General features: G+C 57.5%; 9 protein-coding genes and 2 tRNA genes. 5 read left to right on the top strand and 6 right to left on the bottom strand.

Annotation, left to right across the window (positions count from 1 at the left end; genetic code table 11):
* Positions 1–5: 5 nt before the first annotated feature.
* Together OQ287_RS02270 and OQ287_RS02265 are read right to left on the bottom strand one after the other, a co-directional pair.
* Positions 6–82: transfer RNA gene (locus OQ287_RS02270), tRNA-Arg, on the bottom strand.
* A 66-nt stretch (positions 83–148) separates the two neighbouring features.
* Positions 149–225: transfer RNA gene (locus tag OQ287_RS02265), tRNA-Pro, on the bottom strand.
* 173 nt (positions 226–398) lie between these two features.
* Between OQ287_RS02265 and folD the strand changes: the two genes are divergently transcribed.
* The gene (gene folD, locus OQ287_RS02260) at positions 399–1,271 is read left to right on the top strand and encodes a bifunctional methylenetetrahydrofolate dehydrogenase/methenyltetrahydrofolate cyclohydrolase FolD (protein WP_250936397.1); all 873 of its coding nucleotides are present in this window, start codon (positions 399–401) and stop codon (positions 1,269–1,271) included.
* A 72-nt stretch (positions 1,272–1,343) separates the two neighbouring features.
* On the opposite strand, the gene cysS is transcribed toward folD, so the two are convergent.
* Together cysS and OQ287_RS02250 are read right to left on the bottom strand one after the other, a co-directional pair.
* The gene (cysS, locus tag OQ287_RS02255) at positions 1,344–2,726 is read right to left on the bottom strand and encodes a cysteine--tRNA ligase (protein WP_265895450.1); all 1,383 of its coding nucleotides are present in this window, start codon (positions 2,724–2,726) and stop codon (positions 1,344–1,346) included.
* A 13-nt stretch (positions 2,727–2,739) separates the two neighbouring features.
* Positions 2,740–4,416, bottom strand: coding sequence for a glutamine--tRNA ligase/YqeY domain fusion protein (locus tag OQ287_RS02250; protein ID WP_265895449.1), 1,677 nt, complete (start codon positions 4,414–4,416; stop codon positions 2,740–2,742).
* A 134-nt stretch (positions 4,417–4,550) separates the two neighbouring features.
* Here OQ287_RS02250 and OQ287_RS02245 point away from each other — a divergent pair, with 134 nt between their 5' ends.
* Positions 4,551–5,048 carry a peptidylprolyl isomerase gene (locus OQ287_RS02245; protein WP_250936394.1) on the top strand — a complete coding sequence of 166 codons (498 nt, stop codon included), beginning with the start codon at positions 4,551–4,553 and terminating at the stop codon, positions 5,046–5,048.
* Between the two features lie 82 nt (positions 5,049–5,130).
* Positions 5,131–5,874: a UDP-2,3-diacylglucosamine diphosphatase gene (locus OQ287_RS02240; RefSeq protein WP_265895447.1), complete on the top strand. Its 744-nt coding sequence runs from the start codon at positions 5,131–5,133 to the stop codon at positions 5,872–5,874.
* 50 nt (positions 5,875–5,924) lie between these two features.
* Here the strand turns inward: OQ287_RS02240 and OQ287_RS02235 are convergent, their stop codons facing one another.
* A complete protein-coding gene (locus tag OQ287_RS02235) occupies positions 5,925–9,821 on the bottom strand; it encodes an AAA family ATPase (protein ID WP_265895446.1) in 3,897 nt (1,298 codons plus the stop codon).
* A gap of 43 nt (positions 9,822–9,864) precedes the next feature.
* Positions 9,865–10,485 (bottom strand): tRNA-(ms[2]io[6]A)-hydroxylase, encoded by a 621-nt coding sequence (gene miaE, locus OQ287_RS02230; protein ID WP_250936391.1) that lies wholly within the window; start codon positions 10,483–10,485, stop codon positions 9,865–9,867.
* A 229-nt stretch (positions 10,486–10,714) separates the two neighbouring features.
* On the opposite strand from miaE, the gene acnB reads away from it, so the two are divergent.
* Both acnB and OQ287_RS02220 read left to right on the top strand, forming a co-directional pair.
* Positions 10,715–13,318 carry a bifunctional aconitate hydratase 2/2-methylisocitrate dehydratase gene (acnB, locus tag OQ287_RS02225; protein ID WP_265895444.1) on the top strand — a complete coding sequence of 868 codons (2,604 nt, stop codon included), beginning with the start codon at positions 10,715–10,717 and terminating at the stop codon, positions 13,316–13,318.
* 238 nt (positions 13,319–13,556) lie between these two features.
* Positions 13,557–14,159 (top strand): outer membrane beta-barrel protein, encoded by a 603-nt coding sequence (locus OQ287_RS02220; protein ID WP_250936389.1) that lies wholly within the window; start codon positions 13,557–13,559, stop codon positions 14,157–14,159.
* Positions 14,160–14,213 lie beyond the last annotated feature (54 nt).

Below are 14,213 nucleotides of genomic sequence, written 5' to 3'. Positions count from 1 at the left end.
GCATCTGGCACGCCCAGCAGGACTCGAACCTGCAACCTACGGCTTAGAAGGCCGTTGCTCTATCCGGTTGAGCTATGGGCGCATTCTATAGTTCAGAAAATGCCCGGTCAACCCTGATTTTTGATTTAAACCTTTAAAATCAAAAATTTGGTCGGGATAGAGGGATTCGAACCCCCGACATCCTGCTCCCAAAGCAGGCGCGCTACCAGACTGCGCTATATCCCGAAACCGGTTCGCCTACTTGGCTTCGCCGTGATGCGAGGCGCATTCTACCCGATTACCACAGTGCGTCAAGTGTTTATTTTGCAGACTCTTTCACTTGTAGATTGACTGTAGGAAGGGGCGTGCGAGAATTACCCCTTCACAGAATTATCCAGCGCCATGAGGACACACGTTTAATGACGGCCCGAATAATTGACGGCAAGGCCATCGCAGCCCAGGTGCGCGACCAGGTCACCGAACAGGTTAGCCAGCGACGTAATACTGGCCATCGCGCGCCCGGGCTCGCGGTTATTCTTGTAGGCAGCGACCCTGCCTCTCATGTCTATGTTGGCAAGAAGCATCAGGCCTGTGAAGCGGCAGGCATCGCCTCGTTCCGCCATGAGCTGCCGGAAGATGCCAGCCTCCACGAGCTTGAAACCCTGATAGACAAACTGAATGATGATGAACAGGTAGACGGAATCCTGCTGCAACTGCCCCTGCCTCCCCACCTGAACGCCAACCCCCTTCTGGAGCGTATACGCCCGGACAAGGACGTTGACGGCTTTCACCCCTACAACCTTGGCCGGCTGGCGCAGCGCATGCCCCTGCTTCGTCCGTGCACGCCCAAGGGCATAATGACACTGCTTGAGCAAAGCGGGCTCAAGGTTCAGGGACTCGATGCCACCATTGTCGGCGCATCGAACATCGTCGGTCGACCACTGGCCCTGGAGTTGATGCTTGCAGGCTGCACCACCACGGTATGCCACCGGTTCACGCGCAATCTGGAAGAGCACGTTCGCCGGGCCGATCTTCTGGTGGTTGCGGTAGGCAAGCCAGGGCTTGTCAAGGGTGACTGGGTCAAGGAAGGCGCCATCGTCATCGACGTCGGCATCAACCGGACGGCTGATGGAAAACTGGTCGGCGATGTGGAATTCGAACGCGCCGCCGAACGCGCCGCCTGCATCACACCGGTTCCCGGGGGCGTTGGCCCAATGACCGTTGCCTCCCTGCTTGAAAATACGCTGCTGGCCGCTGACGTGCACGATGGCCTGACCACGCTTGACCACTAAGTCCGACACAGATACCAAAAGAAAAGCCCCGCTTATGCGGGGCTTTTTACATTCACTGGTAAAGCCGCCCTGCTATCGATCAAGCGTCCAGCCAGTTCCCTCACGGCTGTCCTTGAGCAGAATCCCCTTGTCCGCCAACGCATCACGAATACGGTCAGCCTCAGCAAAGTCGCCCGATTTGCGCGCGTCGTTGCGAGCCTGAATCTGCGCTTCGATCTCGGCTTCTTCCAATGGAAGCTCCACCCCATCGCCTTTCAGGAAATCATCCGGCGCACGCCCCAGCAACCCCAGTGAGTCGGCCAGCCGCTTGAGCTCGGCAGCCAGGGCACCAGCCTCTGGTCGTCCTTCTGCCTTCAGGCGATTGAGCTCCCGGGCCATGTCAAACAGCACAGCCATCGCCTCGGAGGTATTGAAGTCATCGTCCATGGCCGCAAGGAAGCGAGTAGAATATTGCTCATCCACTGCCCCTTCACATGGCTCGACGTCGTTCAGCGCATTATAAAAGCGCTCCAGTGAACGGCGCGCATCATCCAGCGCCTCCGGTGCATAGTTGATCGGGCTGCGATAGTGGCTGGATACCAACAGGTAACGCACGACTTCAGGGTCGTGTGCGGTCAGCACATCCCGAATGGTGAAGAAGTTGCCCAGTGACTTGGACATCTTTTCATTATCCACCCGAAGCGCTCCCGCATGCATCCAGGTATGCGCGTAGGTCTGACCTGTAGCAGCTTCACTCTGCGCAATTTCGTTCTCATGGTGAGGAAACGTCAGGTCAGGTCCCCCACCATGGATATCAAAGGTGTTACCCAGGCAGCAGGTCGACATGGCCGAGCACTCGATATGCCAGCCGGGTCGACCATCCCCCCAGGGAGAAGACCAGCTGACCTCACCCGGCTTGGCGGCCTTCCAGAGCACGAAATCAAGTGGGTCCTCCTTGGCTGAGGCCACTTCAACTCGCGCCCCGGAGCGCATGTCATCCAGATCGCGATTGTTGAGCTTCCCATACCCTTCAAAGCGCCGTACCCGATAGTAGACATCCCCGTTGGAGGCAGCGTAGGCGTACTCCTTCTCAATCAGGGTCTGCACCATACGCACGATATCCTCGATATGTGCTGTCGCACGCGGCTCCTGATCGGGAGGCAGCACGCCCAGTCGCTGCTCATCCTGGTGCATGGCCTCGATCATGCGCTCGGTCAACGCATCGATCGGCTCATCATTCTCCGCGGCACGAGTGAGGATCTTGTCGTCGATATCAGTGATATTGCGGACATAGGTGACCTCGTACCCGCGAGAGCGCAAATAGCGGGTAATGACATCAAACGCCACCATCACCCGGGCATGGCCCAGATGGCAATAGTCGTACACGGTCATGCCGCAGACATACATGCGCACCTTGCCGGGCTCGATCGGGGTCAGCAGTTCCTTGCGACGCGTGAGTGTGTTGTATATCTGCATGAAACGTCCCCACTCAGGCTTTTTTCTGCGCTTTGGACCAGCCGTCCTTCAGGCTGACGGTACGATTGAAGACCAGAGAGCCGTCTTCAAGGGCATGACGGTCGGCACAGAAGTACCCAACACGCTCGAACTGAAAGCGATCCTCAGCGCCTGCTTCGGCCAGCGCGGGCTCTCCGATGGCATTCAGGACTTCAAGGGAATCGGCATTGAGGTGCTCAAGGAAGTCGACATCACGATCCTTGTCCGGGGCTTCCACCTGGAACAGATTGTCGTAATTACGAACCTCGACCGGCACCCCGTACTGCTCGCTGACCCAATGAATAACCCCCTTCACCTTGCGGCCTTCGGGATTTTTACCCAGCGTGTCGAGATCAACGCTGCACTGAAGCTCGACCACATTGCCGGCCTCATCCTTCACGATCTCATCGCAGCGAATGATATAGGCATTGCGCAGTCGAACTTCGCCGCCCGGTGACAGACGGAAAAACTTTTTCGGCGGATGTTCCATGAAATCATCCTGGTCAATCCAGAGCGTGCGAGTCAGCGGCAACCGGCGAACACCCATGTCGTCACGCGCCGGGTGCCCCGGCACTTCGAATACCTCTTCGCGCTCGGCGTCCCAGTTGGTCAGTACCACCTTGAGCGGCTTCATGACGCACATGGCACGAGGCGCATTATCTTCAAGGTCGCTTCGAATGGCGTGATACAGCATATGGATATCGACTGTGCTGGCCGCTCGTGCCACCCCGATCATGTCGCAGAACTTTCGAAGCGAGGCCGGGGTGTATCCACGACGACGCATACCGGCAATCGTCGGCATGCGGGGATCATCCCAGCCATCCACTACCCCCTGATCGACCAGCAGCTTCAGCTTGCGCTTGGACGTGACAGTGTAGTTCAGGTTAAGCCGGGCAAACTCGATCTGGCGAGGCGTGGTCGGCACTGGCAGATTAGCCAGAAACCACTCATACAAGGGGCGATGGTCTTCAAACTCAAGCGTGCAGACCGAGTGGGTCACACCCTCGATTGCATCGGACTGACCGTGAGTGAAGTCATAGGAAGGGTAGATTTTCCATGTATCCCCGGTCTGGTGATGCGTTGCATGACGAATACGGTACAGCACCGGATCACGCAGATTGATGTTTGGTGCAGCCATGTCGATCTTGGCTCGCAGCGACTTCTCACCTTCGGCAAACTCACCGGTACGCATCCGCTCGAGCAGGTCAAGGTTTTCCTCGACACTGCGATCACGGCAGGGGCTTGGCCTACCGGCTTCCGTCAGAGTGCCACGGTATTCGCGCATCTGCTCGGCATTCAGATCGTCGACATAGGCCTTGTCATTGCGCACCAGATGCTGAGCCCAGGCGTACAGCTGGTCAAAGTAATCGGAAGCAAAACGTACCTCGCCCGCCCAGTCAAAGCCCAGCCACTCGATATCCTGCTTGATGGCATCGATATAGACCTGCTCTTCCTTTTCCGGGTTGGTGTCGTCAAAGCGCAGATGACACGCCCCGCCGAACTGCTCTGCCAGACCAAAATTCAGGCAGATGGACTTGGCATGCCCGATGTGCAAAAAGCCGTTGGGTTCAGGCGGAAAGCGTGTAACCACCGAGGCGGAATGACCGGCATCAAGGTCTTCCCGGATCTGGTTACGAATGAAATTCGGAGCACTAGCGCTGTCTTGACTCATGGGGCGTCGGTAAACCTCTGGATGAATTCTATTTTCTGTGCGGTTTCCCGCATATCGATAAAGCCGTTATTATAGCGTGACGTCAGCGCGCCATACCAAGGGTGCGCTCTATTGATCTTTTCCAGGACATTGGCATGATTCTTCTCGAAACAAACTACGGCAACATCACGATCAAGCTGTTCAAGGACGAAGCTCCGGTAACCACCGCGAACTTCGAACAATATGTAAAGGACGGGTTTTACGATAACACGTTATTTCACCGCGTCATTGATGGCTTCATGGTTCAGGGTGGCGGCTTCTCCCTTGATTTCGAACAAAAGCCTACCGGCGAACAGATCAAAAATGAAGCCGACAACGGTCTGGAAAATACCACAGGTCGCCTTGCCATGGCCCGCACCATGGATCCACATTCCGCAACGGCCCAGTTTTTCATCAACGTTTCAGACAATGCCTTCCTGAACCACACCGCTCCAACACCTCAGGGCTGGGGATACTGCGTATTCGGTGAGGTTACCGATGGCATGGACGTGGTCAATAAAATCAAGAGTGTTGCCACTACACGCCGCGGCCCGCATGCTGACGTGCCTGCCGAGGACGTCGTACTGAACAAGGCCAGCATTCTGGACGCCTGATTCTTATTTCGCGGTGCGAGCCCCTTCGCACCGCGCTCCTCTTTCCTTTTCAAGCCCGTCCTCAGGGCACTCGAGAGGTGACATGACAACAACACTGTTTATTTCGGATCTTCACCTGCAGGCAGATGAACCGGACATTGCCCAGGGATTTCTGGATTACCTGAACTATCGCGCCTCAAAGGCACATACCCTTTATATTCTGGGCGATCTGTTTGAAGGCTGGATAGGCGATGACGCATGTGGGCCGTTTGAAAACCGGATGATCGACGCCCTGCGCACGCTGAGCAATCAAGGCACACGCATTTTCGTCATGCACGGCAATCGCGACTTTCTGCTTGGTCAGGACTTTGCTCGAATGGCTGGAGCAACCCTGATCGATGATCCGCAAGTGATCCACCTGAGCGGTCAGCCGGTGCTGTTGATGCACGGTGACAGCCTGTGCACCCGCGATGAGGATTACATGCGCTTTCGAGCCATGGCACGAAATCCTCAATGGCAGGCAGGCATTCTGGAAAAATCCGTTGAAGAGCGGCTGGCGCTGGCCAGGCAACTGCGGCAGCAATCTGGTGAAGCCAATTCCAACAAGGCCGAGGACATCATGGATGTCACCCCCGAGGAAGTGGAACAAATCATGGCACAACACCAGGTTCAAACCCTGATACATGGCCACACTCACCGCCCTGACGAGCATGACGTCTCCCTGGATGGCAAGACAGGCAGACGCCTCGTGCTGGGCGACTGGAAGGACAACACTGGCTGGGAGCTGCGCCATGACGATACTGACCTGATACTTGAAAGCTTCTCCCTGTCCGACCTACCGCACTGAACATCAGGAACAGGGCGTATGTCACCCTGCCCCTGCCTGCCCGAAACCGGCTATCCGATCACGGACAGGGATTGCAGTTGATGCAGTCGCTGATGAAAGCGCATCATCAAGGGGGCATCGCTGGCGGGCAGGGCCAGAAGATACCCCTCAAAGCGCTTCAGAACCATTTTATTGCCTCGATCCACCAGCTCCAGCCAGGCATCCAGTGCCAGTAGCTCGTAATGCAGGTTGCCATGCAAGCGAGAAATATTGATCGCCTCGGCCAGTAATGCCTTCACCTGGTTGACATCACCCTGCCGAGCCACCTCGTTTCGGGCCGAATTCACCAGCAGCTCGGGAAGATACACCACCCCCGCAGCCCGGAATTCGGCCACATTCTGCTCGATCACCCTGGCCGCCCGGGCGTGGTATCCCAGCGCCTGACAGGCCTCGACGTACCAGACCAGCGCCAGACAGTAGATATTGCCGAAATCGCCTTCCGACAGCGATTCAAGGGCCGACTCCATCAAGATGACACCCTCATGCTTGCCCTGAACTGCATCAACCCAGCCACACAGGCATTCTGCGGACCACCGCCAGGGGTTAAGGTCGGATGAGGCGATCAATGCCAGTGACGCGTTAGCCCTTTCTTCAACCAGACGCACATGCCCGTGACGGCGATACAGACAGGCACTGCCGATCAGAGCCATGACTTCCGATGGAGGGTGTCTCAACTGGCGAGAGGCATCGACAACGGCATCCATGTGAAATTCGGCGCGTTGATAATCAGCATGGTAGGACACCCCACATGCCAGTAACGTATTGCACTGCACCACCGGATGATAGGCAAAGGGCAACCACGATAGACTGAGCTCCTGGTCCAGAGGCAACAGGTCTACCAGTGCACGGTTCGACGTTGCGATATCCCCCATGAAAAAACGGGTACAGGCCCAGGCCATCCGTGCCAGCTTCCCATAGTGCACATCCTTAAGACCGGCAGCGGCCGCGAGCAGCAGCTCCCCCTGAGCCAGCGCCGTACCGAGCTGCAGGCGCTCGTTCATGACGATCATCTGGCCCCACAGGACGATGAAATATTGATCATCCTGGCCATCCTCCTCGGCCGGGTCTGTTTCCAGTGCCTCCTGAAGCACCCGAGCCTGAGCAAAGCTTCGTTCGGCCGACGGCGACATGCAGCCCTCCAGCTCGAGGCCCGCATGCCCCTTCACCATGAGCAGGCTGATATGACGTTCTTCACCGCCCTGCACGTGATCAAGACATTCAAGCCCGTCGCAGGCCATCGCCATCGCCGTTTTCCTGGCTCCGGCACGCAGGGCGTCCCGCGCCGCCAGCTCGAAATAACGTGCGGCACGCGCATGATGGCCACAATGATAAAGATGATGAGCAAAATACCCAGGATAACGGCTCAGCCAGTAAGGTCGCTCCCGCTCGATCAAGTCCACCAGAAAGGCATGCGTATGCTGTCGCACATCCGGATGACAGCCCTGGTAAGCAGCTTCATGAAGCAGCTGATGCGAGAACTGGTAATCGAATTCATCATTATTGACACATCGCTCGATGACCTCCATTCGTCGCATCCGCTCAAGCGCCTGCTTCAGACGCCGGTCGGTGAGACGAAGGATCTTCTGCAACAGGTCCACGCTGAACTGCCGACCGATAACCGAAGCGACATGTGCCTCGGAGCGAAATTCATCCAGCTGATCAATGCGACTGGACAAGAGACCGACCAGTCCCGAGGGAAGCCGCTCGATCTGAACCGGATGCCCCTCACGACGATCCGAATACAGTCGACGGCAGATTTCCTGCAGATACAGTGGCACGCCATCACATCTGTCCAGCAACTGCTGTCGGGCGCTTGACCCCAGGCTCAGCCGATATCGACGCAGCAGGTAGTCCAGCAGCCTGGTCGTCTGCGCCGGCTCCAGCCGCCCCAGAACAATATCGCGATCCCACTGCAACTGGCTGGCAAGAGGGCTGTTCAACGGCAGACTGGCCACCACCAGCAATGGATGATGAATGGCCATGCGCGCCTGGACGTCAGCCAGAATCTTCAGCGAGGCCTCATCAATCCACTGTATGTCGTCAAGCATCAGAATGAAGGAATGAGATTCACAGCGACGCTCGATCATCATCTGCAATGCCATGGTGGCCAGCTCCATGGCGCGACGCTGGCGTACCATCCCGGGATCACACTCGGGGCACACGCCCAACAGGTTATAAAACAGCTGTGTATCTTCCTCGCTCCACAAGGAGGCCCTGGGGTGCGCCTTACGAACCTGCTCAAGGCTGCTTCTGGTCAGCACGCCCCCCAGCCTCCAGCGAAACAGGGTACGAAGCAATCCGAACGGCTCCTGATAAGATACCCGGGTATTCGAGACCCAGCAGATATCCATGTCATTGCTTTGTTGCATCTGACGGAAATTTACCATCAGTGCACTTTTTCCCATCCCGCTCTCACCGCGAATCAGGACGCTCTGGCGCAGCCCGATGCTGGCACGAGACAACGCAGCCTCCAGCTGCCTGACGGGCTCCTCCCGCCCAAACAGATGAGGTGGCAATGGCTCGGCACTGTGATCATCGCTGAGTACCAGCATTCTGTTACGGACCTCACCATTGGCGGCCCATAGTCGCATGAAGAGTCGAGGCTGAAGGTCCAGCGCCGGCGGCATCTGATGGCTGGCCTCCAGCGAAATGACGAGCTCGCTGTCACGTGCAGCGCAGACAAGCTCCAGCGCCGGTTGAGTGACGGTGCCCAGAGGGTCCACCATCCGACGCTCCGGTATGAATATGGCCCGCCCGCTGTGAAGCCCGGCCGATAGTTCAAAGTGTGGTTTGACCTCACCGCCCTGCCAGCACACGGCAAGCTGATCATTCAAATCGCGCCGACAGTGCTCATAAAGCGCCACCAGCTCGGCAAGCTGATGTGCGGGGCCGTGCGTTCCGAAGCAGGCCATGCCCAGCCCGCCCGCCGTACCGGGCAGCCAGAAGCCACCCAGATGCCGACACTGTTGCTCCAGCCACCGCATCATCTGACGCTGGGCATCAAGGCAATGAAGCGTCCATTGCCGGCTCGGGTCCTTTTTCACCGGCAGATTGATACGCATGACCATCACTGAAATCTGACGGTAATCAATATCATCCAGCGTCAGCGTCAATACCGGGGGCTCATCCGATGGAGTGGTAGCTCGGGCGCGATTCCCGCGCTCCGATGACAGGCCATCCCCATCCTCTTCACCGGACCAGAACCGGGCCAGCTTCAGCAATTCGGCAGAAGGCTGACGTCCGGCAACTGCCAACTGTTCAAGATAGGCATTGTAACGGTCTCGGGCAGCCGCCATCCGGCCTTCGTCCACCAGGCTGGCAATGGTTCGGCGTTGAAAGGCATCGTAATGAGGAAAGGCCCTCGTAGCCTGATTGAGTATATCCATGGGCAGTGAGGCATGGGCCTCGATACCCTGCTCCAGGTACTGAAGTACCCGACGGCGCCAGTGTTCACGCTGCTCGAGCAGCCAGCGCTGAAAGTCGGCGCACTGCGGCAGGGCCAGCTCGCTGACAAGCTCTCCCCCATATGCGTTCAATACTGCAGCAAGATTGTCGACACTGGGGGGCTGTTCAAGGCAGGCAGCCAGATCCCGCAGGTCATACTTCCAGTGGTCCGGGGGAAACAGCGCCAGGCTTTGACGAGAGATGACCAGGGCCTCTTCTGCTCCCCCCAGAGTCTGGCGCAGGCTGTGCAGGGCATGACGCAAATTGGTACGCGAGGATGCTATCTCCTGATCAGGCCAGAGCCACTGCGCCAGCTGGTGGCGTGGGACCGCCTTGTCGCTGAGCAGCATCAATATGAACAGGGCCTTGACCTTGTCGTAACTGAACTGGGTAATGAGCTCACCCTGTCGGTTCAGGGAGAAGCTCCCCGTCACGGATAGCTGAACCGGCTCACTTGATGCCATGTCGACCTCTTGGTCTTGAAACGAATGGAGTAGCTATCGGCGGTCAGGCGCCGGACGTGACCAGCACGCCGCTGTGAAACCGGAATTCCGGGTCGGGGGACTCGATCAACAGCCGCTCCTTCTCGCCAAAGAACTGAATGCGTGGCGCAATATCCTCCTCGGCATAACTACGCGCCAGGGTCAGATAATCCTCGAAATGACGAGCTTCCGATTTCAGCAGGGTGCGGTAATAGCGCGCCAGCCCCTCATCCAGAAACGGAATCAGACTGGCAAACCGCTCACAGGAGCGCGCCTCGATAAATGCTCCTACAACGAGAATATCGACAAGTCGCCCGGGCTCATTACCCCGCACGTGCTGGCGCAGGCCCTCTGCATACCGAGAAGCACTCAGCCGGGAATAATCGATTCCCCGCTCCTGCATCAACGTCACGACCTGTTCGAAATGCAGCAACTCTTCTCGCGCCAGTTGCGACATCTTGGTCAGAAGCTCTGGCCGGTCAACGTACTTGAACAGCAGATGCATGGCCGTCGAGGCCGCTTTCTTTTCGCACTGGGCATGGTCAATCAGTAGGATTTCGTTGTTTTCAGCGGCCGCATCAATCCATGCCTGAGGGGTTCTACAGGGCAGAAAGTCCAGCAACGCCTGGGGGATCATGTCTGTCATCATTGTCCTTGCGCTATCTACTTGATCGGCAGAGCCATAACAGGGGCCATTGTCGTTATTCAGCAGGCTGACGTCGACTTTTTATCGAGCCCGGAGTGCGGCTGTGCCGCTTAACATTGTCAACACTTTACCGTAAACTGGCGGCCATCGAAGTGCGGCAGAATCCAGTGTCTTGCCCGATACCCGTTTTGTCGTACTTTGACACCAATAACCAACGAAGGACCACACCGTGCTCGAAGCCTATCGTCACCATGTCGAGGAGCGTGCCGCTGATGGCGTACCGCCCCAGCCATTAACTGCCGAGATGACCGTTGAACTGGTCGAGCTGCTCAAGAACCCGCCAGCCGGCGAAGAAGCATTTCTGCTGGAACTGATCACGGACCGCGTTCCTCCAGGTGTAGATGAGGCTGCCTACGTCAAGGCCGGCTTCCTTTCCGCGATTGCACGCGGTGAAGCAACCTCGCCTCTGATCGACAAGGTACATGCCGTCAAGCTGCTCGGTACCATGCAGGGTGGCTACAACATCGCCACACTGGTTGAGCTGCTTGATGACGAGACACTGGCGTCAGAAACTGCCGAACAGCTGAAGCACACCCTGTTGATGTTCGACGCCTTCCATGATGTGGCCGACCGTGCCAAGGCAGGCAACTCGCATGCACAGGGCGTGATTGAATCATGGGCCAACGCCGAGTGGTTCCAGGCCAAGCCCCAGGTTCCGGAAAAAGCCACTGTTACCGTCTTCAAGGTACCCGGCGAAACCAATACCGATGACCTCTCCCCGGCACCGGATGCCTGGTCACGGCCGGACATCCCTCTTCATGCCAACGCCATGCTCAAGAATCCCCGGGACGGTATCGAGCCGGTAACGCCCGGTAGCAAAGGTCCGCTTGAGCAGATCGAAGCTGTCAAGGCCAAGGGATTTCCGGTTGCTTACGTCGGCGACGTGGTCGGCACAGGCTCCTCGCGCAAGTCAGCTACCAATTCCGTACTGTGGTTCTTCGGTGACGATATTCCCAACGTGCCCAACAAGCGGGCCGGTGGTTTCTGCTTCGGTGGCAAGATCGCTCCCATTTTCTTCAATACCATGGAAGATGCTGGTGCCCTGCCGATCGAAATGGATGTTGAACACCTCGAAATGGGCGACGTCATTGACGTCTACCCCTTTGAGGGCAAGGTCTGCAGACATGGTACGGACGACGTTGTCAGCACCTTTGAACTGAAAACACGCGTTCTGCTGGATGAGGTTCGGGCTGGCGGGCGTATTCCGCTGATCATTGGCCGCGGCCTGACGCAAAAGGCCCGTGACTATCTGAACCTTGGCCCGGCCGAGGACTTCCGCACTCCCGAACAGCCTGTTGATACCGGCAAGGGCTTCACGCTTGCCCAGAAGATGGTTGGCAAGGCCTGCGGCATGGAAGGGGTTCGGCCGGGCATGTACTGCGAGCCACGCATGACTACGGTCGGCTCACAGGACACGACAGGCCCCATGACCCGGGATGAATTGAAGGATCTGGCCTGCCTTGGCTTCCAGGCCGATCTGGTCATGCAGTCCTTCTGCCACACCGCCGCCTACCCGAAACCCATCGATGTCGAGATGCAGCATACGCTGCCTGATTTCATCATGAACCGGGGTGGTGTCTCCCTGCGTCCGGGTGACGGCATCATCCACTCCTGGCTGAACCGCATGCTGCTGCCGGATACAGTCGGTACCGGTGGCGACTCGCACACTCGATTCCCGATGGGCATCTCCTTCCCTGCAGGCTCAGGCCTGGTGGCTTTCGCTGCAGCGACCGGCGTCATGCCGCTCGACATGCCGGAATCCATCCTGGTGCGCTTCAAGGGCGAACGTCAGCCCGGCATCACCTTGCGCGATCTGGTACACGCCATTCCGCTTTACGGCATCAAGCAGGGGCTTCTGACCGTAGCCAAGTCTGGCAAGAAAAATGCCTTCTCCGGCCGGATTCTTGAAATCGAAGGTCTGGAAGACCTGACGGCTGAACAGGCATTCGAGCTGTCCGATGCCTCTGCCGAGCGCAGCGCAGCCGGCTGTACCATTACCCTGAGTGATGAAAGCGTGGCGGAGTACCTGACCTCCAACATCACGCTGCTGAAATGGATGATCGATAGTGGTTATGGTGATGCTCGCACCATCGGTCGTCGCATCAAGGCCATGGAAGAGTGGCTGGCCAATCCGAGCCTGATGCGCGCCGACAAGGACGCCGAATACGCTGAAATCATCGAAATCGACTTGTCCGAGATCACCCAGCCGATCCTGTGCGCACCGAATGACCCGGATGACGCACGCTGGCTGTCAGACGTGGCTGGCGAGCATATTGATGAAGTGTTCATCGGCTCCTGCATGACCAACATTGGCCACTTCCGAGCAGCCGGTAAACTGCTTGAGAAGCAGCCACCCAGCTCCCTGAAAACGCGCCTGTGGCTCGCTCCACCAACCAAGATGGATCAGCACCAGCTGACCGAAGAAGGTTACTACGCCATCTATGGTCGCGCCGGGGCACGGATGGAAATGCCCGGCTGCTCATTGTGCATGGGTAACCAGGCGCGCGTAGCGGCGAAGTCCACGGTGGTATCCACCTCCACGCGCAACTTCCCCAACCGGCTTGGTGATGGTGCCAATGTGTATCTGGCATCGGCAGAGCTGGCCGCCGTGGCAGCCGTTTACGGTGAGCTGCCCAGCGTTGAAAAATACCGGGAAATCATGAGCGAGTTTGATGCCATGGCCGGTGAGATCTACCGCTACATGAATTTCCATGAGATCGAGGAATTTCAGAAGGCGGCATCCAATGTAATCCCGCTGGTCGAGGAAGCCTGACGCACACATCGCGTCATTCGCACTGTGTACACTACCGCCGATCCCTGATCGGCGGTTTTTTTATATCCATGACACAAGGTCGTATTTATTTCCTTGCGTAACCAGGCATGTGGTGCCATTATAAAACGGTGTTCGATACAGCACCTGTCTTTGCCAGTGCAAGCACTGGCCATAATGACAATACCACCGCCGGACAGGCACGCAGGACGCCCCCTGTTTTTTCCTCAAGGAGCAAGATATGAAATACATGTCCAAAATGACCGCACCTGTGGTAGCAAGCGCCTTCCTGCTGACTGTTTCAGGCGCCGCGCTGGCTGACAACAACACTGATTCCGGCCTGTATTCCGGCGTCGGCGTAGGCCAGAGCCGCGTTCATGACGCAGATCTGCACGCCTTCTCCAACAATGACAGCGGTTCTACCATCAGCAGCGATGATGACACTGCCCAGAACGCCTTTGTTGGTTACAAGTACAACCCTTATTTCTCCTCTGAAGCCTTCTTCACCGATTTCGGTGATGTTGACGTCAGCGGCAATGGCACAGACGGCAAGCTTAGCACCAAGGCCTATGGCCTGAGTGCCATCGGCGAACTGCCGATTTACGGCGGTCTGAGCGCCTACGGCCGTGTAGGCTACGCCTACTTCAAGACCAATGGCCACGGCAGCTACGGTGCAGGTAACGACATCGACAACGAATACGGTGGCGCGCCCGTCTACGGTGTAGGTGCAAAATACCAGTTCGAACAGATGCCTGTGTTCGTTCGCGCCGAGTACGATCGTTACCAGCTCGACAGCAACTACAAGCTTGATACCGCCATGGGCTCCATCGGCGTTCAGTTCTGATCGCAAACGCCCCCTGGCAGTAACGAAAAAGCGCCGGCATCTGCCGGCGCTTTT

Source organism: Larsenimonas rhizosphaerae, from assembly GCF_026240105.1.
GTDB classification, from domain to species: domain Bacteria; phylum Pseudomonadota; class Gammaproteobacteria; order Pseudomonadales; family Halomonadaceae; genus Larsenimonas; species Larsenimonas rhizosphaerae.
The sequence above is the reverse complement of the archived record's forward strand: the minus strand, read 5'-3'. Positions and strand labels throughout refer to the sequence as shown.